General features: G+C 73.1%; 18 protein-coding genes. 13 read left to right on the top strand and 5 right to left on the bottom strand.

What is annotated here, in order from left to right:
- Positions 1-2: 2 nt before the first annotated feature.
- Positions 3-4,556 carry a HAMP domain-containing protein gene (locus ACZ63J_RS05220; protein WP_465399986.1) on the bottom strand — a complete coding sequence of 1,518 codons (4,554 nt, stop codon included), beginning with the start codon at positions 4,554-4,556 and terminating at the stop codon, positions 3-5.
- 342 nt (positions 4,557-4,898) lie between these two features.
- Between ACZ63J_RS05220 and ACZ63J_RS05215 the strand changes: the two genes are divergently transcribed.
- Entirely contained in the window at positions 4,899-6,053 is a 1,155-nt protein-coding gene (locus tag ACZ63J_RS05215) for an NAD(P)/FAD-dependent oxidoreductase (RefSeq protein WP_465399645.1), read from the top strand.
- On the opposite strand, the gene ACZ63J_RS05210 is transcribed toward ACZ63J_RS05215, so the two are convergent.
- Positions 6,048-7,019 carry a magnesium transporter CorA family protein gene (locus ACZ63J_RS05210; protein WP_465399646.1) on the bottom strand — a complete coding sequence of 324 codons (972 nt, stop codon included), beginning with the start codon at positions 7,017-7,019 and terminating at the stop codon, positions 6,048-6,050. The genes ACZ63J_RS05215 and ACZ63J_RS05210 overlap by 6 nt on opposite strands.
- A gap of 75 nt (positions 7,020-7,094) precedes the next feature.
- Between ACZ63J_RS05210 and ACZ63J_RS05205 the strand changes: the two genes are divergently transcribed.
- From ACZ63J_RS05205 to ACZ63J_RS05195, 3 genes are read left to right on the top strand one after another with little or no spacing between them, the layout of a single operon-like run.
- Positions 7,095-8,039, top strand: a complete 945-nt coding sequence (locus ACZ63J_RS05205) for an acyl-CoA dehydrogenase family protein (protein WP_465399647.1) — start codon at positions 7,095-7,097, stop codon at positions 8,037-8,039.
- Entirely contained in the window at positions 8,036-9,283 is a 1,248-nt protein-coding gene (locus ACZ63J_RS05200) for a bifunctional PIG-L family deacetylase/class I SAM-dependent methyltransferase (protein ID WP_465399648.1), read from the top strand. Before ACZ63J_RS05205 ends, ACZ63J_RS05200 begins: the two co-directional genes overlap by 4 nt.
- Positions 9,280-9,990: a glycosyltransferase family 2 protein gene (locus ACZ63J_RS05195; RefSeq protein WP_465399649.1), complete on the top strand. Its 711-nt coding sequence runs from the start codon at positions 9,280-9,282 to the stop codon at positions 9,988-9,990. Before ACZ63J_RS05200 ends, ACZ63J_RS05195 begins: the two co-directional genes overlap by 4 nt.
- Before the next feature lie 308 nt (positions 9,991-10,298).
- On the opposite strand, the gene ACZ63J_RS05190 is transcribed toward ACZ63J_RS05195, so the two are convergent.
- Complete coding sequence (locus ACZ63J_RS05190) at positions 10,299-12,518, bottom strand: ATP-binding protein (RefSeq protein WP_465399650.1); 2,220 nt, start codon at positions 12,516-12,518, stop codon at positions 10,299-10,301.
- A 112-nt stretch (positions 12,519-12,630) separates the two neighbouring features.
- Here ACZ63J_RS05190 and ACZ63J_RS05185 point away from each other — a divergent pair, with 112 nt between their 5' ends.
- Genes ACZ63J_RS05185 through ACZ63J_RS05155 form a run of 7 tightly spaced genes read left to right on the top strand, consistent with a single transcriptional unit; the run spans position 12,631 to position 19,211 of the window.
- Entirely contained in the window at positions 12,631-13,593 is a 963-nt protein-coding gene (locus ACZ63J_RS05185) for an AraC-like ligand-binding domain-containing protein (protein WP_465399651.1), read from the top strand.
- A gap of 39 nt (positions 13,594-13,632) precedes the next feature.
- Positions 13,633-14,394 (top strand): MoaF C-terminal domain-containing protein, encoded by a 762-nt coding sequence (locus ACZ63J_RS05180; protein WP_465399652.1) that lies wholly within the window; start codon positions 13,633-13,635, stop codon positions 14,392-14,394.
- 11 nt (positions 14,395-14,405) lie between these two features.
- Positions 14,406-14,801: a nuclear transport factor 2 family protein gene (locus ACZ63J_RS05175; protein WP_465399653.1), complete on the top strand. Its 396-nt coding sequence runs from the start codon at positions 14,406-14,408 to the stop codon at positions 14,799-14,801.
- Complete coding sequence (locus tag ACZ63J_RS05170; protein ID WP_465399654.1) at positions 14,798-15,967, top strand: ABC transporter substrate-binding protein; 1,170 nt, start codon at positions 14,798-14,800, stop codon at positions 15,965-15,967. The genes ACZ63J_RS05175 and ACZ63J_RS05170 overlap by 4 nt, the downstream gene beginning before the upstream one ends.
- 10 nt (positions 15,968-15,977) lie before the next feature.
- Positions 15,978-16,838, top strand: a complete 861-nt coding sequence (locus tag ACZ63J_RS05165; protein WP_465340470.1) for a branched-chain amino acid ABC transporter permease — start codon at positions 15,978-15,980, stop codon at positions 16,836-16,838.
- Positions 16,825-18,522, top strand: coding sequence for a branched-chain amino acid ABC transporter ATP-binding protein/permease (locus tag ACZ63J_RS05160; protein ID WP_465399655.1), 1,698 nt, complete (start codon positions 16,825-16,827; stop codon positions 18,520-18,522). The genes ACZ63J_RS05165 and ACZ63J_RS05160 overlap by 14 nt, the downstream gene beginning before the upstream one ends.
- Positions 18,519-19,211 carry an ABC transporter ATP-binding protein gene (locus ACZ63J_RS05155; RefSeq protein ID WP_465399656.1) on the top strand — a complete coding sequence of 231 codons (693 nt, stop codon included), beginning with the start codon at positions 18,519-18,521 and terminating at the stop codon, positions 19,209-19,211. The genes ACZ63J_RS05160 and ACZ63J_RS05155 overlap by 4 nt, the downstream gene beginning before the upstream one ends.
- Positions 19,212-19,213: 2 nt before the next feature.
- On the opposite strand, the gene ACZ63J_RS05150 is transcribed toward ACZ63J_RS05155, so the two are convergent.
- A complete protein-coding gene (locus ACZ63J_RS05150) occupies positions 19,214-20,005 on the bottom strand; it encodes an SDR family NAD(P)-dependent oxidoreductase (protein WP_465399657.1) in 792 nt (263 codons plus the stop codon).
- 13 nt (positions 20,006-20,018) lie between these two features.
- Entirely contained in the window at positions 20,019-20,717 is a 699-nt protein-coding gene (locus ACZ63J_RS05145; RefSeq protein ID WP_465399658.1) for an SDR family NAD(P)-dependent oxidoreductase, read from the bottom strand.
- A 112-nt stretch (positions 20,718-20,829) separates the two neighbouring features.
- Between ACZ63J_RS05145 and ACZ63J_RS05140 the strand changes: the two genes are divergently transcribed.
- Together ACZ63J_RS05140 and ACZ63J_RS05135 are read left to right on the top strand one after the other, a co-directional pair.
- Positions 20,830-21,564, top strand: a complete 735-nt coding sequence (locus ACZ63J_RS05140) for a MoaF C-terminal domain-containing protein (protein WP_465399659.1) — start codon at positions 20,830-20,832, stop codon at positions 21,562-21,564.
- Positions 21,565-21,567: 3 nt separating this feature from the next.
- Positions 21,568-23,178, top strand: a complete 1,611-nt coding sequence (locus ACZ63J_RS05135) for an amidohydrolase (protein WP_465399660.1) — start codon at positions 21,568-21,570, stop codon at positions 23,176-23,178.
- Positions 23,179-23,215: the final 37 nt, after the last annotated feature.

The following is a 23,215-nucleotide window of genomic DNA, read 5'->3' as shown; positions in this document are numbered from 1 at the left end:
GATCACGCCGTCACGTGCCGCTTGATGCGGGCGATCAGGTCGTCCGCGTCGACCGGCTTGGTCACGTAGTCCGTGGCGCCCGAGGCGAGGCTCTTCTCGCGGTCGCCCGGCATCGCCTTCGCCGTCACCGCGACGATCGGGATCGCCGCGTGCCGCGGCATCGCGCGGATCTTGGCGGTCGCGGTGTAGCCGTCCATCTCCGGCATCATCACGTCCATCAGGATCAGGTCGATGCCCGGGTGCGACGCCACCGTCTCCACGCCCTTGCGGCCGTCTTCGGCGTGCAGCACCTGCATCCCGTGCAGCTCCAGGATCCCGGTGAGCGCGTAGACGTTGCGCGGGTCGTCGTCGACGATCAGCACTGTGCGCCCGGCCAGCGTCGTGTCGACGTCGGCCGCGAGCACCGGCGCGGCGGGCTCGTCCGGGCGGACCAGCGGCAGCACCGCGCCCGGCTCCTCGGCCGACAGGTGCAGCGCGATCCGCTCGCGCAGCTCGTCCAGCCCGGACAGCACCTCCAGCGACTGGACGTCCGCGCGGGACTGCACCAGCTGCTCCAGCTCACCGTCGAGGCGGCGGCTGTTGTGCGCGAGGACCGGCACCAGCCGCAGCGCGGCGTCCCCCTGCATCGCGTCGAGGAAGCCGAACGCGGCCCGCTCCGGCAGGTCCAGGTCCAGCACGACGCAGTGGTAGGCGTCGGTGGCGAGCGCGGCCGCGGCCTCCTGCGTCCCGACCGCCGTGACGACCTCGACGTCGGCCGGGGAGATGCCGATGTCCCGGCTGTCGGCCAGATCCGCGGCGGCGCTTTCGGCGACGAGCGTCAGCAGCCCGTGCTGGCGCTCCTCGACGACCAGCAGCCGCCGGTGGGCCCGCGGCGCCGACGTCGCGAGCCCGGTGCCCGCGTCGCCGATCGAGACGGCCTTGCCGGGGTGCTCCCCCGTCGGCAGCGCGGCGAAGTCCGGGCGCGCGACCGGCAGCGAGAACGTGAACGTGCTGCCCTCGCCGGGCGTGCTTTCGGCGGTGATGAACCCGCCGAGCAGCTGGGCGATCTCGCGGCTGATCGACAGGCCGAGCCCGGTGCCGCCGTACTTGCGGCTGGTGGTACCGTCGGCCTGCTGGAACGCGCCGAAGATCGACTCCAGCTGGTGCTCGGCGATGCCGATGCCGGTGTCGATCACCCGGAACGCGACGGCCGGGCCGTGCGCGCGCAGCGGCCGCGGCAGCCGTTCGGGCTCGACCGGCTCGATGTGCAGCTCGATCCCGCCGACCTCGGTGAACTTGACCGCGTTGGACAGCAGGTTGCGCAGCACCTGCCGCAGCCGCGAGTCGTCGGTGAGCAGCTCGGACGGCGAGCCGGGGGCCACGGTGATCCGGAAGTCGAGGGTGCGCTGCGAGGTCATCGGCCGGAACGTCGCCTCGACGTAGTCCAGCAGCCCGCGCAGCGGCACCTGCTCCGGGGTGACGTCCATCTTCCCGGCCTCGACCTTCGACAGGTCGAGGATGTCGTTGATCAGCTGCAGCAGGTCCGAGCCCGCCGAGTGGATGATGCCCGCGTACTCGACCTGCTTGGCGGTGAGGTTGCGGGTCGGGTTCTGCGCGAGCAGCTGGGCGAGGATGAGCAGGCTGTTGAGCGGGGTGCGCAGCTCGTGGCTCATGTTGGCCAGGAACTCCGACTTGTACTTCGACGCGATCGTCAGCTGCTGGGCGCGCGCCTCCAGCTCCTGGCGCGCCTGCTCGATCTCGAGGTTCTTCGTCTCGATGTCGCGGTTCTGCGTGACGAGCAGCGCCGCCTTCTCCTCCAGCTCGGCGTTGGACGACTGGAGCTCTTCCTGGCGCGCCTGCAGCTCCTCGGACCGGGTCTGCAGCTCGGCGGTGAGCCGCTGGGACTCGCCGAGCAGCTCGTCGGTGCGGGCGTTGGCGACGATGCTGTTGACGTTGACGCCGATCTGCTCCATCAGCAGTTCGAGGAACGCCCGGTGCACCGCGGTGAAGCCGTGCACCGACGCCAGCTCGAGCACCCCGAGCACCTGGTCTTCGACGACGATCGGCAGCACGATCAGGCTGGCCGGCGCGGTGCTGCCGAGCGCGGAGGAGATCGTCGCGTAGCCGGGCGGGACGTCGTCGACGGCGATCGGGCGGCGGCTGCGCGCGGCCTGCCCGACCAGTGACTGGCCGACCCGGAACCGGATTGCGGGGCCGTCGCCGACAGCGCCGGATTCCGGGTGGCCGTACGCGCCGACGAGCCTCAGCTCGGGGACCTCGGCGGTGTCGTCGGCCAGGTAGAACGCGCCGAACTGGGCGTTGACCAGCGGGACGAGCTCGTCCATCACCGCGGCCGCGACGACGGCGAGGTCGCGGCGGCCCTGCATCAGCCCGGTGATCGTGGCCAGGTTCGACTTGAGCCAGTCCTGTTCCTGGTTCGCCCGCGTGGTTTCGCGCAGCGACTCGACCATCGAGTTGATGTTGTCCTTCAGCTCGGCGACCTCACCGGAGGCGTCGACGGTGATCGAGCGGGTCAGGTCGCCCTCGGCCACGGCGCTGGTGACCTCGGCGATCGCGCGGACCTGCCGGGTGAGGTTCCCGGCCAGCTCGTTGACGTTCTCCGTCAGCCGCTTCCAGGTGCCGGACACACCTTCGACCTCGGCCTGGCCGCCGAGGCGGCCTTCGCTGCCGACCTCGCGCGCGACGCGCGTGACCTCCGCGGCGAACGCGGAGAGCTGGTCGACCATCGTGTTGATCGTGGTCTTGAGCTCGAGGATCTCGCCGCGGGCGTCGACGTCGATCTTGCGGGTCAGGTCGCCCTGGGCGACGGCGGTGGTCACCTGGGCGATGTTGCGGACCTGCCCGGTGAGGTTGTTCGCCATCGAGTTGACGTTGTCGGTGAGGTCCTTCCAGGTCCCCGCGACGTTCGGCACGCGCGCCTGGCCGCCGAGCATGCCTTCGGTGCCGACCTCGCGCGCCACCCGGGTGACCTCGTCCGCGAACGCGGACAGCGTGTCCACCATCGTGTTGATGACGTCGGCGAGCGCCGCGACCTCACCCTTGGCCTCGACGGTGATCTTGCCGGAAAGGTCGCCGCGCGCGACCGCCGTCGCGACCTGCGCGATCGAGCGGACCTGGCCGGTCAGGTTGGACGCCATCACGTTGACGTTGTCGGTGAGGTTCTTCCAGGTCCCGGACACGCCGCGGACGGTCGCCTGGCCGCCCAGGTTGCCCTCGGTGCCGACCTCACGCGCCACCCGGGTGACCTCGTCCGCGAACGCGGACAGCTGATCCACCATCGTGTTGATGGTGTCCTTCAGCTCGAGGATCTCGCCGCGCGCGTCGACCCGGATCTTCTGCGACAAGTCACCGCGCGCGACCGCGGTGGTGACCTGGGCGATCGACCGGACCTGCGCGGTGAGGTTGTCGGCCATGACGTTGACCGACTCGGTGAGGTCCTTCCAGGTGCCGGAGACACCCTTGACGTCGGCCTGGCCGCCCAGCCGGCCCTCGGTGCCCACCTCGCGCGCCACCCGGGTGACCTCGTCCGCGAACGCGGACAGCTGATCCACCATCGTGTTCAGCGTGTCCTTGAGCTCCAGGACCTCGCCGCGGGCCGTCACGTTGATCTTCTGCGACAGGTCGCCCTTCGCGACCGCGGTGGCGACCTGGGCGATGTTGCGGACCTGGTCGGTCAGGTTGCCCGCCATGAAGTTCACCGAGTCGGTGAGGTCGCGCCAGGTGCCGGAGACGCCCTTGACGTCGGCCTGGCCGCCGAGCCGTCCCTCGGTGCCGACCTCGCGGGCCACCCTCGTGACCTCGTCCGCGAACGACGACAGCTGGTCCACCATCGTGTTGATCGTGCTCTTCAGCTCGAGGATCTCACCCCGGGCGTCGACCGTGATCTTCTGTGACAGGTCGCCCTTGGCCACCGCCGTGGTCACCTGGGCGACGTTGCGGACCTGGTCGGTGAGGTTCCCGGCCATGAAGTTCACCGAGTCGGTGAGGTCGCGCCACACGCCGCCGACGCCGGGCACCTGGGCCTGGCCGCCGAGGCGGCCTTCGCTGCCGACCTCGCGCGCCACCCGGGTGACCTCGTCCGCGAACGACGACAGCTGGTCCACCATCGTGTTGACGGTATCCTTCAGCTCCAGGATCTCGCCGCGGGCGTCGACGTCGATCTTCTGCGAGAGGTCGCCCTTCGCGACCGCCGTCGCGACCTGGGCGATGTCGCGGACCTGGGTGGTGAGGTTGCCGGCCATGGCGTTGACCGAGTCGGTGAGGTCCTTCCACGTGCCGGAGACGCCGGGGACCTTCGCCTGCCCGCCGAGCTGCCCCTCGCTGCCGACCTCGCGCGCGACGCGGGTGACCTCGGAGGTGAACAGCGACAGCTGGTCGGCCATGCCGTTGAACACCGTGGCGATCTCCCCGAGGAGACCGTCGGCGCCGCCGGGCAGCCGGATGCCGAAGTCGCCGTCGCGCACCGCGGTCAGGCCGGACAGCAGCCGGCGCAGCTCCTGCTCCCCCGCCTCGCCCACGCCCGAAGCGCCCGCACCCGGGCGCCCGCCGTCGACCATCGCCCCACCCATCGCCCCACCCGTTTCTTCGGTTGTCGGCGCCCCGGCGCCGCCCCGGTGTGCACACCGGATGGCTCAGCATAGTGCAGCTGCACTAAGCTGAGCGGCAACGGTTGAGCAACCAGCCGCGCCCGTGCCGAAGCACGTTTTCCCAGGCGGTGCTCGCGAGTCTTTCCTTCCCTCCCAGGCCATCCGGCCACATTGACCCGTTCGGCTGAACGGCGGTACGACGTCCGCTGACACCCGCGCCGCCGGCCTTCGTCGTGCGTCCACTATGGACACTCCACTGTGGAAGGCCGGCGGCTCGGGTGTGCGCGGCGCGCCCAGCGGGTACCCCTGGGCATGGATGCCGAGAACCTGGTCGTCGTCGGCAGTGGGCCGGCCGGCGTGTCCGCCGCCCGTGCCTACCGGGAAGCGGGCGGCACGGGAGCCGTCCGCCTGCTCACCGCCGACGCCGACCCGCCCTACGAACGCCCGCCGCTGTCCAAGGAGTTCCTGCGCGGCGAAGACGAGCTCTCGTTGCTGGAGAAGGACTTCCTGACCGGGAGCGACGTCACCGTCAGCGTCGGCGACCCGGTGGTCGAGCTGGGAACCGGGCACGTCCGCACGGCCGCCGGGGTCGAGCACCCGTTCACCACGTGTGTGCTCGCCACCGGCGCCGAGCCCGCACGGCCCGACGTGCCCGGCGCCGATCACCCGGACGTGCGGATCCTGCGGTCGGCCGCCGACTCCCGCGAACTGCGCGAGGCCGCGGCCGGCGTCCGGAGCGCAATCGTCGTGGGTTCGGGGTTCATCGGCTGTGAGGCCGCGGTGAGCCTGAACCGCCTCGGGCTCCAGGTGACGGTCGTGTGCCCGGACGACGTCCCGCAGGAGCGGCGCCTCGGCCACGAGGCGGGCGAATTCCTCCTGCGGTGGCTCAAGTCCGAGGGCGTGAGCGTGCTGCGCGGCACGAAGCTCCAGTCGATCGAGGACGGCTACCGGGTCCGGACCGACGTGGTGCCGATCCTCGACGCGGGACTGGTCGTGCTCGCCACCGGCGTCCGGCCGCGGATCGGGCTGGCCGAAGCCGCCGGGCTCACCATCGAGCAGGGCCGGATCCGCACCGACGAGCACCTGCGCACCAGCGCGCCCGGCGTGCTCGCCGCCGGCGACGTCGCCTTCGCCCACAACCCGGCGGCCGGCCGCGCGCTGGCCGTCGAGCACTGGGGTGAGGGCCTCGCGATGGGCGAGGTGGCCGGCCGGACGGCGGCCGGTCAGGACGCGTCGTGGGACGAGGTGCCGGGCTTCTGGTCGGTGATCGGCGACCGCGTGCTCAAGTACGCGGCCTGGGGTGACGGCTTCGACCGCGCCCGCCCGGTCGCGCACGACGGTGGCGGTTTCACGATCTGGTACGAACGCGACGGCGCGGCGGTCGGCGTCCTCACCCACGAGGCCGACGACGACCACGAGCGCGGCCGGGAGCTCATCCGACGCGGCGGCCCGGTGCCCGCGTCATAGCCAGTCCTTCTTCTTGAAGAGCGCATACAGCCCGACCGACAGCACCACCAAGAGGATCGCCGAGGTCCAGAACCCGCTCATCGCCCCGTTCCCCGGGTACGGCACGTTCTGGCCGTAGAAGCCGGTCACCGCGGTGGGCACCGCGATCACCGCGGCCCACCCGGTGACCTTCTTCATGATCAGGTTCAGCCGGTTGCCCTGCAGGTTGAGCTGGGTCTCGCGGACCGTCGCGATCAGCTCCCGCAGCGCCTCGGTCTGCTCCGCGGCCTGCTGCGCGTGGTCGTGGACGTCCTCGAAGTACGGGCGGGTCAGCTCGTCGGCCAGCCGCAGGTCCGGCCGCATCAGCGAGCTGACCACCTCGCGCATCGGCAGCACGACCCGGCGCAGCGCGGTCAGGCTCTTGCGCAGCCGGAAGGAGCGGCGCTGCAGCTCGGACTGGTCCGGGCGCTCGTCGAACACGAGGTCCTCCAGGGCTTCGACCTGTTCGTCGAGGGCCTGGACGGACTCGGCGTGCCCGTCGACGACGTAGTCCAGCAAGCCGTGCAGGAGGAACGGCACGCCCGCCTTCGCGAGGTCGGTCCCGTCGTCCCAGCGGCGCACGACCGCCTCGATGTCGAACCCGTCGTTCTTGCGCACGGTGACCAGCGCCCGCGGCGTGACGAACGCGGCGAGCTCGTAGGTCGTCGCGCGCCCGCTCTCCGCCCGGAAGTCGACGGCGTAGGCGGTCAGGAAGGCGTGCCCGTCGTAGCGGTCGAGCTTCGGCCGCTGGTGCTCCTGGACCGCGTCTTCGACGGCCAGCCGGTGCAGGCCCAGCTCCTCGGCGAGCTGGGCCAGGTCCGCTTCGGACGGTGCGCAGAGGTCCACCCACACCGCGGTGTCCGGTTCGGCCAGGAAGTCGGAAACCTCCTCGACGGGGAAGTCTTCCTTCAGCAGCGCGCCGTCGCGGTAGGCGCGGGTTCGTGTCATGTCCCGAGGATGCCCGGCCCGGAAACCGTTCACACGCCCGCGTAACCCGCGGGAACGGGGGTACTCGCCGATCTTGTGAGCACCTTGCTGGCGGACACCCCGCCGAAACCCCTCTCGTCGCCGCGCACCTCCGCGTCCGTCGGCGCCGAACTGCGTTCGCTGCACGCCGCGGGCGCGCTCGACCTGCCGTTGCCCGGCGAGCGGACGGCGGAGCGCTGGGCCGCGCTGGCGGCGTTCGGCCGGCGCGACCTGACGCTGGCCCGCCTCGCCGAAGGGCACGCCGACGCCGTCGCGATCCTCGCCGAAGCGGGCCGCTCCCCCGTTCCCGGCGCGCTCTACGGCGTCTGGGCGGCGAAGTCCGGCGGCACCGGCGCGGTGCTGGAAGACGACGTGCTGACCGGCACGGTCCGGTTCTGCTCCGGGTTGTCCCTGCTCGAACGCGTCCTGGTCGCGGCGGGCGACCGGCTCGTCGAGGTGGACCTGGCCGATCCGCGCGTGCGGCGGCACCCGGACACCTGGCAGGCCGTCGGGATGGACGCCTCCGACAGCGGTGACGTCGTGTTCGACGGTGTGCCCGGCACCCTCGTCGGGCCACCGGGCTGGTACGTGACTCGGCTGGGGTTCGCCCTCGGCGGCGCCGGTGTGGCGGCCGTCTGGCTGGGCGGCGCCGCGGGCGTCTTCGACGGTGTGCTCGCGTACCTGCGCGATCGCGGCGGGGCGGACGAGCACCAGCTGGCCCACGTCGGCGCCATGCACACCGCGCTCAGCGAAGCCGAAGCTGTGCTCGCCCAGGCCTCGCGGGGCGAGGTGGACGCGCTGGTCGCGGGCACCTGCCGGGCCGCGGCGGAACGCACCGCCGTCGAGGTGCTGGAACGCGCGCTCAAGGTGACCGGGCCGACGCCGGCGTGCCGGGACCGGCGCTTCGCGCAGCGGGTCGCCGATCTGCCGGTGTACGTCCGCCAGCACCACGCCGAGCGGGACCTCGCCGCGCTCGGCCGGGACGTCCTGGGCGCGGCATGAGGACGGTGCCCGGCTGGCCGGCGGAGCCGTTCGAGCGGGCCCTCGTGGTCGCCGCGCACCCGGACGACGAGACGCTCGGCGCGAGCGGCCTGCTGCAGCGCCTGCACACGGCGGGCACCGCGGTGACGCTCGTCGTCGCGACCGACGGCGAAGCGGCGTTCCCGGCCGCCGACGCCGCGGAACGGCGGGAGCTGGCCCGGACGCGCCGGCGCGAGCTGCGGGATTCCCTTCGGGCGCAAGGGCTTTCCGAGGTCGAGCCGGTTTGGGCCGGTCTCCCGGACTCCGATCTGGCCGCGCACGAGGACGAGCTGACGGCCGTCCTGCGTGAGCACGCCGCCGGCCACGACCTGTGCCTGCTGCCGTGGCCGGGCGACCCGCACCCCGACCACCAGGCCGCCGCGCGGGCGGCCCTCGCGGCGGCGCCGGTGCCCGCGCAGTGCTGGTCGTACCCGATCTGGTTGTGGCACTGGCTGCGTCTCGACGACCCGGCGATCCCCTGGGACCGTGCGCGGTCGCTGCGGCTCACGGAAGCCGAGCGGGACACGAAGGCCGCCGCCATCGGGACGTTCACCTCGCAGCTCAAGCCCGGCCCGCGCGGTGAGGAGCCGATCCTGCCGGAGGAGGTGCTGGCCCACTTCTCCGGCGGCGCCGAGGTGTTCTTCCGCGAACCGCCGCGGACGTCGGCGCCGGTGAGCCGGTTCGCGTCGCTGTACGCCGCCGCGGAGGATCCGTGGTCGGTGGGCACGAAATGGTACGAGCGGCGCAAGCGCGCGATGGTGCTCGCGTGCCTGCCCGACGAGCACTACGCCGAGGTCGTCGAGCCGGCCTGCGGCGTCGGGGCGCTGACCCGGGAGCTGGCGGACCGGGCGGGCCACCTGGTCGCGTTCGACCCGGTGCCCGCCGCGGCCGAGCGCACGCGCGCCGCCGTCGCCGGTCTGTCCCATGTGGACGTCCACATCGGAGCGGTGCCCGCCGCGATCCCGGCGGGCCCGGTCGACCTGCTCGTGTACAGCGAACTGTTGTACTACCTGGACGATCGGGCGCTCGAAGAGACCGTCGAGGCGTCGGTGGCGGCGCTGCGGCCGGGCGGGCACCTGCTCGCCGTGCACTGGCTGCCGTGGGCGCCCGAGGCGCCGCGCGACGGCCGCGACGCGCACGCCCGGCTGCTCGCCCACCCGGCGCTCGAGCCGCTGGTCGAGCACACCGACGAGCAGTTCCTGCTGCACGTGCTGAGGCGCCGGTGATCTCGGCGGTCGGCGTGGTCGTCCCCGCGCGGGACGAGGCAGAGCTGATCGGCACGTGCCTGCGGGCGATCGGCGAAGCGCTGCGGCGGCTGCCCGCGGGGATCGCCCGCACGGTCTGCGTGGTCGCCGACCGCTGCGCCGACCCGACGGCGGCGGTGGCCTGCACGGCGCTCGGGCCGGTCGAGGTGGTGGTCAACACGGCGCCGCGGACCATCGGCGAGGTCCGCGATCTGGGCGTCGCCCGGGTGCGCTCGGCACTGGGCGCCCCGGCCGCGCGGACGCTGCTGCTGAGCACGGACGCCGACACCCGCGTGACGCCGGGCTGGGCGCGCGCCCACCTGGCCCGGGCACGGCAGGGATACCACGCGATCGCCGGAACGGCCGAGCTGTCCGCGCCGTTCAGCTCGTCGGCCCGGGCGCTTTCGCAGTACGAGCACCTCCTGGACCACGCACGCACGACGGAGGGCCACGGCTCGGTCTACGGCGCGAACCTCGGCGTCCGGGCGGACGCCTTCGACGTCGTCGGCGGCTTCGGCCCGAGGGCGACCGGGGAGGACCACGACTTGTGGCGTCGCCTCGGCCAGGCGGGGTTCCGCCGGTGTTACGAGTCGGGCGCGCCGGTGGTGACGAGCGCGAGGCTGGACGGCCGGGCACCGGACGGCCTCGCCGCGCTGCTGCGGAGCTTGGCCGAGGACACGGTCGCCTGAGCGCGGCGGTTGTAGAGGTCCTTCGTAAAGGTTGTCGCTGTCGCGCCCCACCTCGTCCGGGCGAAGATCGGCTGCCCGCAGCTCCCGGACGAGGAAGGCACCGGTGACCACCGCCTGGATGACGCTTCCGGCCGCGCTCCTCGCGGCGACCGTCCTCACCGGCACGCCCGCCGCGGCCGACGAGCCGTCGACGCACCTGGTCTTCGTCGAGCGGGTCCGCGACACCGTGCTCCTCACCTGCGCGCCGCACGCCGGAACGATCACCTGCCACGCCACCCACCGGCCCCGGCCCTACTTGACGGCCGTGGTCACAACGCTTCCAGCTCGGCCCGGACCGCTGTCACGTGCGCCTCACCGCCGTACTCCCCCAGCATCTCCAGCGCTTCCGTGAGCACCTCCCGCGCCCGGTCGCGGGCGCCCGCGCCCAGGTGAGCGCGGCCCAGCTCGGCGAGCGTCATCGCCTCGTACAGCCGGACGCCGGCCTCGCGCCAGAGTGCGGCACTCCGGTTCAGCTCCGAAACGGCGGAGGCGTACTGACCTTCCTCCCGGTGCACGATGCCGATGCGCATCCAGCCGTACGCCATCCCTCGCACGTCTCCGGTGTCTTTGCCCACCGAGACGGCTTCGGCGGAGTACGCGAGCTCGCGGCCGCGGTCACCCTGACGGCCGTACAACACCGCCAGGTTGACCAGGTTCAACGTCTCGACGTGCGCCAGGCCCAGTGACCGGTTCAGCGCCAGGCTCCGCTCGCCGAACTCGATCGCCGTCTCGACGTCGTCGCCGAGGCCGAACACAAAACACAGGTTGTTGAGCGCGCCGGCGAGCTGGCGCTCGTCGCCGATCGCCTCCCAGTCCGCGAGGCTCCGCCGGAGGTGGGCGTACGCCCGGCGGAAGTCGGCCGCCTCACCGCCGTGGGCGAGCTCGGCTTCGGCGACGCCGAGGTCGTTGCGCAGGGTCGCGGCCGCCACCGGGTCGACGCCGTCGACCAGCTGGAGCGCCACTTCGTCGACCTGGATCGCGTCACGCCAGCGTGCCCGCGCCCGGTGGTACTCGTACAGGCCCAGCCCGACGGCGGCGATCGTCTCGGGCGGCACTCCCGGTGTCGCCGCGGCCTGCCGCACCACCGTGACCAGGTGCGCCTGGTGCCGGTCGAGCCAGCCGAACACCTCGTCCGCCGAAGCCGACGTCGGACCCGCGCCGGTCCACCGCCCCGCCGCCCAGTCGTGGCGGTGCGACGCCGCCGAGACCAGCGCCATGCTCTGCCACGCCATCGCCGCGCACAGCTCCACCACCCGGGTGACCGCCGCGGCCCGTTCGCGCCCGGGCAGCCGCGCCGCGTGCTCGCGGGCGTACAGCCGCAGCAGGTCGTGCAGCCGGTACCAGCCGGGGGCGGGTGTGGTCAGGAGGTGGCAGTCGGTGAGCCGCTCCAGCAGTTCCTCGGTCTCCCGCTCCGGCGCGTCGAGCAGCCGGCTCGCGACCGCCACCGACAGCTCCGGGACGTCGAGCAGGGACAGCAGCGGGTACGCGCGGGCGGCGACCGGGTCCAACGCGCCGAACGCCAGCCCGAAGCTGGCCCGGACACCCGTTTCGTCGAGCCGCCGGCGTTCGTCGTCGAGCCGGTGCGCGAGGTGCGCGACCGGCCAGTGCGGCCGGGTGGCCAGCCGCGCCCCGGCCAGGTGCAGAGCCAGCGGGAGGTGACCGCACAACCGCGCCACCGCCCGGGCCGCCGTGGGTTCGGCCGCGACGCGGTCCGCGCCGATCTCCGCCGCCAGCAGGCGCAGCGCGTCCGGCTCGGGCAGCACGTCGAGCAGCACCTGGTGCGCCTGCGGCAGGTCGGGCAGCGCGACGCGGCTGGTGACGATCGCCGCCGAGCCGCCCGCCCCGGGCAGCAACGGTGCGACGTGCCCGGCGTCGCGGGCGTTGTCGAGGACCAGCAGCACCCGCTTCCCGGCGAGCAGGGTGCGGAAGCGCGCCGACGCGGCTTCGAGCGACAACGGTGTCGGCGGTTCCCCGCCGAGCTCCCGGATCAGCCGGTCGAGCAGGTCGAGCGGCTCCGGCGGGTCGGCCGCGTGCCCGCGCAGGTCCAGGTGCAGTGATCCGTCCGGGAAGCGCCGGGCGAGCCGGTGCCCGGCTTCCAGCGCCAGCGCCGTCTTGCCGATCCCGGCCATCCCCGCGATGGCGACGACCACGCCTTGGCGGGGCGCCTCGAAGAACCCGAGCAGCCGCTCGAGCTCGGCGTCCCGGCCGGTGAACGCGGCCACTCCGCCGGGCAGCTCCCGCGGGACGACGGCCGTGCCCGCAGGGGTTCCGGGCCGCGCGGCCGCGGCGGTGAAGGCGGCCCTGTCGTCGTCGGTGAGGTCGAGCGCGTCGGCGAGCCGGTCGAGCGTTTCGCGGTGCGGGAACCGGCGGGCGCCGCGTTCGAGCGCGCCGACGGCCTGCGCGCTGAGCCCCGCCTTTTCGGCCAGCGCTTCCTGGGTCAGCCCGGCCGCGCGCCGCAGCCGGCGCAACCGTGTCCCGAACGCGTCCATCACCCTCCCCCCGCGAGGGATCCTACGTCGGGGCGCCCGGAGCATTGTCGGCGAAGATCGTATCGCTTATCGTATACGACACTGCTCCCTCTCAACGCTGCGAGGTGACCCCGTGTCCGCCCCCACGACCCTCATCGCCCGCGACTTCACCGAGTTCCGCACCGCGGTTTCGCAGTCGTTCGTCCCCCTGCGCGTCACCGCGGGTGGCGACACGTTCCGCGGCCGGATCCGCTCGGCCGGCGCCGACGAGGTGCAGGTCTCCGAGGTCACCGCGGCGCCCCACGTCGTCGAGCGCACGCCCGAGCTGATCGCACGCGGCGAACGGCGGTTCTACAAGCTGAGCCTGATCCTCGCCGGCACCGGGCTGCTGGTGCAGGACGACCGCCAGGCCGTGCTGCGCCCCGGCGACGTCGCCCTCTACGACACGCACCGGCCGTACTCGCTGGTGTTCGAAGAGGACTTCCGCACGCTCGTGGTGATGTTCCCGCAGCGGCTGATCGACCTGCCCGCCGAGCTCGTCGGCCGGCTGACGGCGGTGCGGATGTCCGGCAAGGAAGGGGTCGGCAACGTCGTCGTGCCGTTCCTCGCCCAGCTCGGCGGCAACCTCGAGCAGCTGGCCGGCCCGGCGGGCGCGCGGCTCGCGCACAGCGCCGTCGACCTGCTCTCCACGCTCGTCGCGACCGAGCTCGACCTCGCGCACGCCCAGGCGGACCCGCACCACGAGCTGATGCGCCGGATCCGCGCGCACATCGACACGAACCTGCACTCCGCCGACCTCACCCCGGCGCGGATCGCGGCCGAGCACTTCATCTCCACCCGGCACCTGCACGGGCTGTTCCAGGAGCAGGGCACCACCGTGTCCGGCTGGATCCGCACCCGGCGGCTCGAGCACTGCCGCCGCGACCTGCTCGACCCGGTGTACGCGGGCCGCCCGGTCGCGGCCATCGCGGCGCGCTGGGGGTTCGTCGACGCCGCGCACTTCAGCCGGGTGTTCAAGACGGCGTTCGGCCGCGCGCCGAGCGAGCTGCGGCGCGAGTTGACCGTGCGCGACGGGTTGTTGTCCGCGGGCGCGTGACCGCTCGCCGGGCGGGCGGGCCGACCCGACGATGGGCCCATGCCCGAAGCCCCCACCGACGGCTGGCGCACCTACGACGAGTTCGCCGCCGGGATCGCCACCTACCGCCTGCCGAACGCCGACCTCTCCGGTCGCGAAGTCACGATCACCCTCGACGACGGTGAAGTTCTCGCGCTGAGCTTCAAGGACGCGGAAACCGTTGTCCACAACGGCGTCGAGGACCCGTACGACGCGGTCGCCGTGCGCGACGACGTCTTCTTCGTGAACCTGCCGCTCACCAGCGTCGAAGGCGAAGCGCTGACCGTCGTGTATTCGACGGCGACGCATCGCGCACTTGCCGTCCGGTCCGTGATCGGCGCCGAAGACGTGGTTCCCCGGGTCTCCCAACGGTTCTCCGCGGGGGTCACCGACGGCGGGCCGCCCACCGGGGACGTGCCGGGCCCTTCCCGCGACCTCATCGGGAAGCGCAACCTCTACCGCTACAGCCCCGACCACCTCTACGAACACGTCTACGTCTCGTCGGAGCGCTACGCCTGGCAGTGCCTCGAAGGTGTGCAGCGCGGCCACGGCGACATGGACCTCTCGACCGTGTGGAAGTTCGCCGGCGGCCTCTACCTCTTCTGCTTCCGGGAGTTCCGGATCGCCGTGGCGAGCGTGTGGCTGCACGACCTCGGTTACGCCCTGCGCACCACCGGCGTCTTCCTCGGCCTGACCGGCGACGGCCGGTCCGAGCACTCCCGCGCCGGGGGCCACGTCTACCCGCTCGGCTCGGTCAGCTACCCCGACGCCCAGCCCGTCTGAAGGAGCCGCAAGTGTCCAACCTGGACGTCATCCGCGCGCACTACGCCGCCAGCGACCGCGGCGACCTGCCGGGCATGCTCGCCCCGCTCGGCCCGAAGACACAGTGGACGGAGGCCGCCGGATTCCCTTACGCGGGGACCTACACCGGGCCCGACGAAGTCCGTGAGCACGTCTTCGAAGCGATCGGGCGCGACTGGGACGGCTACCGCTTCACCCTCGCCGAGCTCCTCGACGCCGGCGAGACGGTCGTCGGCGTCGGCACCTACACCGGGACCCACCGCGGCACCGGAAAGTCCTTCACCGCCCGCGTCGCACATTTGTGGCGTTTCGACGGCGGCGAAGTCCTCTCGTTCGAGCAGATCGTCGACTCCGCGCCCGTCGTGGCCGCGGCCCGGGAGAACTCATGAGAAAGATCCTTCCCGTCCTGGTGGCCGCCACCCTGCTCGCCGCGGGCTGCGCCGGGTCCGGCGCGGGCGGCGGCGGCCCGATCGTCGTCGGTTCGGTGAACGCGCTGAGCGGCGCGGCCACGTTCCCCGAGGCCTCGCAGGCGGCGAAGGCCGTGTTCGACGCGGCCAACGCCGCCGGCGGGGTCAACGGCCGGAAGATCGAGTACAAGGCGATCGACGACAAGGGTGACCCGGCGGCGGCCGCGGCCGCCGCCCGCGAGGTGGTCGGCGGCGACGACGCCGTCGCGCTCGTCGGATCGTCGAGCCTCATCGAGTGCGAGATCAACTCGAAGTACTACGAGCAGCAGAAGATCCTTTCGGTGCAGGGCATCGGCGTCGACCCGGCCTGCTTCGCCAGCCCGAACATCGCGCCGGTCAACGTCGGCCCGTTCCACGACATGACGCTCACCCTGCTCTACGGCTCGGAAGTGCTGAAGCTGACCGACATCTGCGCGCTGCTGGAGATCGCGGGCAACACGCTCCCGGCCTACCAGGCGGCGATCGACGAGTGGACGAAGATCACCGGCAAGAAGCTGAAGTACGTCGACTCGACCGTCCCCTACGGCGGCTCGGACTACACCTCCTACGTCGTCAAGGCGCGGTCGGCCGGCTGCAAGGCGATCACCGTCAACCCGGTCGAGCCCGACTCGATCGGCCAGCTCAAGGCCGCGCAGGCGCAGGGCTGGACCGACGTCACGTGGCTGCTGCTTACCAGCGTCTACAGCGAGAACTACGCCAAGGCGATCTCGAACGCCGGCGCCGGGGTGTACGTCCCGGCCGAGTTCTACCCCTTCACCGACGCCGGCAGCCCGCAGACGAAGGACTGGCGCGAACTGATGACGAAGAACAAGATCCCGCTGACGTCGTTCAGCCAGGGCGGATACCTCGCGGCGAAGTACTTCCTCGACGTCGTGCGCGGCATCAAGGGTGACATCACCCGAGAGTCGGTCACCAAGGCGCTGCGCGAGATGAAACCGGTCAGCGACCCGATGGTCGGGACGCCGTACGTCTTCGGGCCCGCGCCGACCCACCACGACAACACCGCGGGCTGGCCGATCAAGCTGGCTTCCGGGACGAATCGCTGGGAGCTGGCGGCGCAGGACTGGCTCCGGATCCCCCGGTCCTAGGAGGACACTCATGCTCCAGGGCGCTTTGGCCGGGCTGGCCGCCGGCGGCCTCTACGCGGTGCTCGCGGTCTGCCTGACGCTCATGTCGCGGCTGGTGCGCGTGGTCAACTTCGCGCAGTCCGCCACCGGGATGTTCGGCTGTTACGTCGCGGTGTTCCTCGCCGTCCACTTAGGACTTCCCGAGTGGCTGGCGACGCTCGCCGGGATCGTGCTGGGCGGCCTGCTGAGCGCGGTGCTCGGCTGGATCGTCTCGACCTGGCTCGCCGAGGCCGACACCGGGACACGGTCGGCGGTGACCGTCGCCGTGCTCCTGCTGCTGATCTCGCTGGCGTTCATCCTCTTCGGGAACAAGCCGCAGCCGTTCCACCCGCTGCTGGCCGGGCCGGCGTTCACCCTCGGCGGAGTGGTCGTCAGCCAGGTCACCGTGGTCACGGTGGCGCTCGCGGTGCTCGTGGCGCTCGGCTGCCGCGCGGTGCTGGCCCGCACCACACTCGGCGTCCGGCTGCGGGCGCTGTCGGAACGGCCGACCACGGCGGAGCTGCTGGGCATCCCCGCCCGGCCGCTCTCCGTCGGCGTGTGGACGGCGACCGGGGTGATCGCGACGCTCGCCGTGTCGATCGTCGCGCCGTCGCAGTCGAACGACCCGACGTCGCTGGCGATGCTGGTGGTGCCGGCGGCCGCGGCGGCGCTGCTCGGCGGGTTCCGGCGGCTCGACCTGGCCGTGGCGGGCGGCCTGGTGCTGGGCATGGCCCAGGGCGCCGTGGCCCAGTCCGACCGGCTGTCGGTGCTGCGGTACTTCCTCCCGTTCCTGGTCATCGTGGCGCTGCTGCTGTGGACGCAGCGCAAGGAGGTGTGGGATGCGGCTCGCTGAGCGGTTCGGGCTGCCGCTGCTCGTCGCGGCCGTCGCCATCGGCGTGGGTTACGCCCTGAGCGTCGGGCTGGAGGGGTACTTCGTCTACCTCGGCGTCAGCGCCGTGGTCGCCGCGATCGCCCTGCTCGGGCTCGGGGTGGTCACCGGCACCGCCGGGATGATCTCCCTGTGCCAGCTGACCTTCGCCGCGGTCGGCGCGTTCGTCGTCTCGGCGTGCAACGTCGCGGGCGTGCCGGGCGGGTTCGTCGTGTGGCTGCTCCTCGGCGGCCTGGCCGCCGCGCTGGCCGGGGTGCTCGTCGGGCTGCCCGCCCTGCGGCTGCGCGGCATCACGCTCGCCGTCGTGACGCTCGGGCTCGCCGCGGCGGCCGACCTGACGCTGGTGCAGATCCAGTTCCCGGGCGCCACCGAGGGACTCTCGGTCGAACGGCCGGACGCGTTCTCCGACGACCGGTCCTACTTCCTGTTCGCGGTGCTGGTGCTCGTCGTATGCGGGCTCGTGGTGCACTTCCTGCGCCGCGGCCGCTGGGGCAGCAGCTGGCACCTGGTCGCCTTCTCCGAACGGGGCACCGCCGCGGTGGGCGCCGGCGTCCGGACGTCGAAGCTGACGGCGTTCGCGGTCAGCGCCGCGCTCGGCGGGATCAGCGGCGGGCTGCTCACCGGCCAGGTCGGCCTGGCCTTCCCGGCGAGCTTCACCTCGATCCAGTCGCTCGCGCTGTACGTGCTGGCGATCATGTCCGGCGCGCACCTGATCGACATGGCGGTGTTCGGCGCGCTGCTCTGGGTCGCCGTGCCAGAGCTGCTCAAGCGCTGGGGTGTGCCGCAGGACTGGGGGTTCGTGATCTTCGGTGTGCTCGGGATCCAGGCGCTCGCCGGGCGCGGCAACCTCGGCACGGCCTGGCGGAACCTCTGGCACCGGTCCCGCGGGCCGGCCGGCCTCGGGCTCACCGACGTCGCCGAGGCCGAGCCGCTGCCGCTGGGCGGCCCGGTGCTGGAGGTGCGCGGCCTGAGCGTCTCGTTCGGACACGTCAAGGCACTGTCCGAGGTGGACATCTCGGTGCCGGAACACGGCGTGCTGGGCGTGATCGGGCCCAACGGCGCCGGGAAGTCCACTTTGGTCGACGTCATCAGCGGGTTCCTGCCGAGGGCGACCGGAACCGTGACGCTCGACGGCCGTCCCCTGACCGGCTCCCCCACGCGGCGGGCCCGCGCCGGGCTGCGGCGGACGTTCCAGCAGGACCGCGTCCCGCCGGGCCTCACCGTCGGGGCCTACGTGCGGTTCGTCGCCCGCCGGCGGCTCCCGGAAACCGAAGTCGCCGACGCGCTGGAGTTCTTCGGCTGCCCTTCACCGCGGACGCCGTTGTCGCGAGTGGACGCCGGCGCGCGGCGGCTCGTCGAGGTCGTCGGGCACCTGCTGGCGCGGCCCCGGGTGCTGCTGCTCGACGAACCGGCGGCCGGGTTGCCGCACGAGGAGCACGTGGCGTTCGGGCGGCGGCTGCGTCAGGTCCCCGCGCGGTTCGGCGTGTCGGTGCTGCTCATCGAGCACGACCTCGACCTCGTCCGGTCGGTGTGCGACCGGCTGACGGTGCTCGACTTCGGCGAGGTCCTGGCGAGCGGGCCGCAGGCGGACGTGCTGGCCGACCCGGCCGTCCTGAAGGCGTACATGGGCGAAACGGAGCTGCTGTGAACGTGTTGCGAGTCGAGGGCCTGACCGTGAAGCGCGGCGCCGGCCCGGTGATCCGCGACGTCGGGTTCACCCTCGAGCCCGGCCGCATCACCGCGCTCGTCGGGCCGAACGGCGCCGGGAAGACCAGCCTGCTCGAAGCGGTGTCGGGGGTGGTGCCGTGCGCCGCCGGCCGCGTCCACGTGGGCGGCGTCGACGTCACGCGGCAGTCACGGGTGGCGCGGGCGCGGCTCGGGCTGGCGCACATCGAGCAGGGCCGGGCGGTGTTCCCCGGGCTCACGGTGCTGGAGAACCTCCGCCTGACCGCGCGCACGCCGGTGCAGCTCGAGGCCGTGCTGGACCTGTTCCCCGAGCTGGACAAGCGCCGCGACTCCCCCGCGGCGCTGCTGTCGGGCGGCGAGCAGCAGATGGTGGTGCTGGCGCGGGCGTTCGCGGCCCGGCCGGCGTTCCTGCTCATCGACGAGATGTCGCTGGGCCTCGCGCCGGTGGTCTTCACCCGCCTGCTCCCCGTGGTGACGCGCTTCGCGGCCGAGGGCACGGCGATCCTGCTGGTGGAGCAGTTCACGCAGGCCGCGCTGGGGGTGGCCCAGGACGCCTTGGTGGTCTCCTCCGGCCGGGTCACGTACGCGGGGGACGCCCGGACCCTGCTGGACGCCCCCGCCACGCTCCACGCCGCCTACCTGGGCCGGTGACGTCACATCCCGGCGCGCTCGAAAGCCAGGGTCGGGAGGTCCACCGCGTGCGCGCCGCCGTCGGCGACCAGGACCGCGCCCGTGATGTACGACGACTCCGGTGAGCCCAGGAACCGCACCACCGAAGCGATCTCCGACGGCTCGGCCGCGCGCCGCAGCGGGACCTCGGCCGTCACCCGGCGATATCCCTCGTCGTGGCCACCGTCGAAACCGGCCGCGGCGGCGAACTCGGCCATCTCTGCGTCGGCCATCGGCGTGCGGACCCAGCCCGGGCAGACGGCGTTCGCGCGGACGCCGCGCGGGCCGAAGTCGCGGGCGATCGAACGGGTCAGGCCGATCAGCGCGTGCTTCGCGACGGTGTAGCCGGCGACGTTCGGCCCGGCGAACAGCCCGGCCAGCGACGACACCACCACGACCTGCCCGCCGGTCTCGACCAGCGACGGCAGCGCGGCCCGGCAGAGCACGAACGCGCTCGAGAGGTTCGACCGCAGCGCGAGCTCCCACTCGTCGTCGCCGGTGTCGGCGACCGAGTGGAACCCGTGACCGCCCGCGTTGGCCACGACGACGTCCAGCCGTCCGTAGCGGCCGACGATCTCGGCCACCGCGCGCTCGGCGTCGTCCCGCACACTCGCGTCGCAGGTGATGACGTGCGCGCCGGTCTCCGCGGCGACCTTCTCGAGCGGCTCGCGACGGCGTCCGAGCACAACCACGCGCGCACCCTCGCTCGCGTAGCGGCGGGCGACCGCGGCGCCGATGCCGGTGCCTCCGCCGGTGACGGCGACAACTGTGTCCACTGTGGATCCTTTCCTAGGCGGGAAACGCGGAGCGGGCCGACATCCCGAAGTCGGCGAGCAGGGCTTGGCCGTTGACCGGCCGGGAAGCCGGGGACGCGAGGAACAGCACCTGCCGGGCGACGTCGGCGGCCGCCTGGACCGGGAACGCCGGGTCGTCGAGCACGTCACCGAGGTCCGCGCGCGCCATCGGCGTGTCCACGACCGACGGGCAGACGCAGTTCACCCGCACGCCCGGCACCTCGACCGCGAGCGCCCGGGTCAGGGCGACGACCGCGCCTTTCGACGCGCAGTAGGGCACCATGCCCGGCGCGGCCGTGAACGCCGAGTCGCTGCCGAGCAGCACGACCGCGCCGCCGTCCTTCAGGTGTGGCAGCGCGTGTTTGACCAGCAGGAACTGCCCGGTGACGTTGACGGCGAGCACCGCGGCGACCTCCGCCGCGGTCGTCTCGGCGAGGGGTTTGCCGACCGGGCCGGAGATCCCGGCGCACCCGACGACGACGTCGAGGCCGCCCAGCCGCCGCGCGACGGTGTCGACGGCCGCGACCAGGGCGGGCTCGTCGGTGACGTCCGCGACCGCCACCCCCTCGCCCGGCATCCGGTCGACCACCCCGACCCGCGCGCCCTCCTCGCGGAACGCCTGCACGCACGCCAGCCCGATTCCCGACGCGCCACCGGTCACCAGCACCGCCTTCCCGGCCAGTTCGGTTCGCATGCGCCCATCCTCACCGCGGGCACGTCCCGGTGGTTGGCGTCGAGTGCAGCCTTGTTGTCCGCCCCCGCACGAGCGGTTCCGCCCGGCGCGGCGACGCGCGAGACTGACCGGGGTGAGCACTCTCTCCGACACCTCGACCTGGCTCCCCCTCGACGGCCTCGCGCCGGGCTTCGACGCGAACAAGGCGCCCGTCACCACCGACCTGGACGGCCGTGAGTTCGTTCTCCGTGACGACGACGGCGCCGTCGTCTTCACCGGGAACGGCGGCGAAGCGTTCCTCGTCGACGACGGCTTGTACTACGTCCAGCCCGTTCCGGACGCCCGCGAAGCCGTTTCGCTGGTCCTCGACGTGCGCGACGGCCGCGCGCTCGTGATCACCACCCGGATCGGCGACACGGGCACCCCGCGGGTCACCCAGGAGTTCCGGACGGCGACGATCGACGGCGTCGAGGTCCGCGGGGAGGTGATGGCGCCGAGCACGGCGCTGGTCGGGCGGCGGGTGCTGTGGGTCTACAGCGAGCAGCACGCCTACGAGCACGTCTACCTCAGCCCGCACTGGTACACCTGGCAGTGCCTGGCCGGGCCCGAGCGTGGGCTGGCCGACACCGACGAGAACACCGGCTACCGGGTGCGGCCCGGGATCCACGTCTTCACCTGGCGGGAGAAGGTCATCCCGTGCGCGTCGGTGACGATCGCCGACCACCGCGACGCCCGGGCGCTGCGTTCCCACGGTGTCCTCTTCGGACTCGACGGCGACGGGCGTCCGACTCACTTCACCTTCGGCGCGCACGGCCGGCTGCTGAGCACCACCGTGCACCCGGCGGAGCTCGACCCGGCGGGGTCCTGAGCCGTGGCCGCCGACCTGATCCTGACCAACGCCGTGGTGTACACAGTGGACGCCACGCGGCCGTGGGCGTCGTCGCTCGCCGTCGCCGACGGGAAGATCGCCGCGCTCGAAGACGTCGGCCGCGGCCCGAACACGGAGGTCGTCGACCTCGGCGGGGCGGTTGTCCTGCCCGGACTGGTCGACGTGCACAACCACCACGCGATGGCCGGGCGCGCGGAGCTGTTCGAACTCAGCTTCGGCGCGGAGGCGGGTCTCGAGGAGATCCTCGACGCCGTCCGGGCGCGCGCCGCGTCGCTGGGACCGGACGAGTGGCTGACCGGCGGGGCATGGGCGTCCACTTTGGTCGGGACGCTGTCGTCCGCGTCGGCCCGGCGCGCGCTGGACGACGCCGCGGGCGGCCGGCCGGTCTCGCTGGCCGACGACAGCCGCCACAACCGCTGGGTGAGCAGCCGAGCCCTGGAGCTCGCCGGGATCACCGCGGCGACCCCGGACCCGCCCGGCGGCGTGATCGTCCGCGACGACGGCGCGCCGGCCGGGCTGCTGCTGGAGGCCGCGGGGGTGCTGGTCGAGCGCGTCACCGGCGGCCTGACGGCGGAGCAGCACCGGCGCGCCTCCCAGCGGGCGATCGAGATCCTGCACGGCTACGGCGTCACCGCGTTCCAGGACGCCGGGGTGTCCACGGACATCCTGGGCGCGCTCCAGTCGCTGGACTCGGCCGGGGAGCTGGCCGCGTGGGTGGTGACGTCGGTGCTGGTCAACGACCCGGTCTTCGGGTTCGACCCGGTCGGCATGCCGCTGCTGGAGGTCGCCGGCCGCTACCGCACCGAGCACCACCGGCCGGACTTCGTGAAGATCTTCCTCGACGGCGTACCCCCGACCCGCACGGCGGCGTTCCTCGAGCCGTACCTGCCCGACGACGACCACGGCGCGTGTTTCCACGGCTCGACCACGATGCCGCCCGAGGAGCTGACGGACTGGCTGCTCAAAGCGGCGTCGGCGGGCTTCTCGGCGAAGGTGCACTGCACGGGTGACGCCTCGGTGCGGCAGTTCCTCGACGCGGTGGCGCAGGTGCGGGCGGCGGGGTACACCGAGACGCGGTTCCAGGTGGCGCACGGCCAGTTCGTGCACCCGGACGACCTCCCGCGGTTCGCGTCGCTGGGGGTGGCGGCGGACATCTCGCCGTTCCTGTGGGTGCCGGGAGTGATCCCGGAGGCGATCGCGTCGGTGCTGCCCGGCCCGCGCGCGTCGCGGATGCAGCCGAACCGCGCCCTGCTGGACAGCGGCGCGCTGGTCGCGGGCGGGTCGGACTGGCCGGTGAGCGAGTCGCCGAACGTGTGGGAGGGGATCGCGGGCCTGGTGACCAGGCAGGATCCGCAGGGTCGCCGCCCGGGGGCGCTGTGGCCGGAGCAGGCGATCACCCTGGCGGAGGCGATCGAGGTGTTCACCCTGGGCGGGGCGCGGGCCTGCGGCCTCGATGACGTGACGGGGTCGTTGACACCGGGGCGTTCGGCGGATCTTGTGGTGCTCGACCGTGATCCGTTCCGGACGGCGGAGGTGGCAGCGACGGAGGTCGTGGAGACGTGGTTCGCGGGGCGGCGGGTGTTCGCTCGCTGACCTCGGCTGCTAAGAAGCCTCGTTGGCGGGGTAGGGC

The organism is Amycolatopsis sp. NPDC104863 (genome assembly GCF_055582965.1).
This window is presented reverse-complemented; position numbering and strand designations above follow the sequence as displayed.

Coding starts and splice junctions, on each gene's coding strand:
- ACZ63J_RS05200 (WP_465399648.1), top strand. CDS start 8,036: ATGAGGACGGTGCCCGGCTGGCCGGCGGAGCCGTTCGAGCGGGCCCTC.
- ACZ63J_RS05165 (WP_465340470.1), top strand. CDS start 15,978: ATGCTCCAGGGCGCTTTGGCCGGGCTGGCCGCCGGCGGCCTCTACGCG.
- ACZ63J_RS05215 (WP_465399645.1), top strand. CDS start 4,899: ATGGATGCCGAGAACCTGGTCGTCGTCGGCAGTGGGCCGGCCGGCGTG.
- ACZ63J_RS05160 (WP_465399655.1), top strand. CDS start 16,825: ATGCGGCTCGCTGAGCGGTTCGGGCTGCCGCTGCTCGTCGCGGCCGTC.
- ACZ63J_RS05180 (WP_465399652.1), top strand. CDS start 13,633: ATGCCCGAAGCCCCCACCGACGGCTGGCGCACCTACGACGAGTTCGCC.
- ACZ63J_RS05210 (WP_465399646.1), bottom strand. CDS start 7,019: ATGACACGAACCCGCGCCTACCGCGACGGCGCGCTGCTGAAGGAAGAC.
- ACZ63J_RS05170 (WP_465399654.1), top strand. CDS start 14,798: ATGAGAAAGATCCTTCCCGTCCTGGTGGCCGCCACCCTGCTCGCCGCG.
- ACZ63J_RS05220 (WP_465399986.1), bottom strand. CDS start 4,556: ATGGTCGACGGCGGGCGCCCGGGTGCGGGCGCTTCGGGCGTGGGCGAG.
- ACZ63J_RS05190 (WP_465399650.1), bottom strand. CDS start 12,518: ATGGACGCGTTCGGGACACGGTTGCGCCGGCTGCGGCGCGCGGCCGGG.
- ACZ63J_RS05145 (WP_465399658.1), bottom strand. CDS start 20,717: ATGCGAACCGAACTGGCCGGGAAGGCGGTGCTGGTGACCGGTGGCGCG.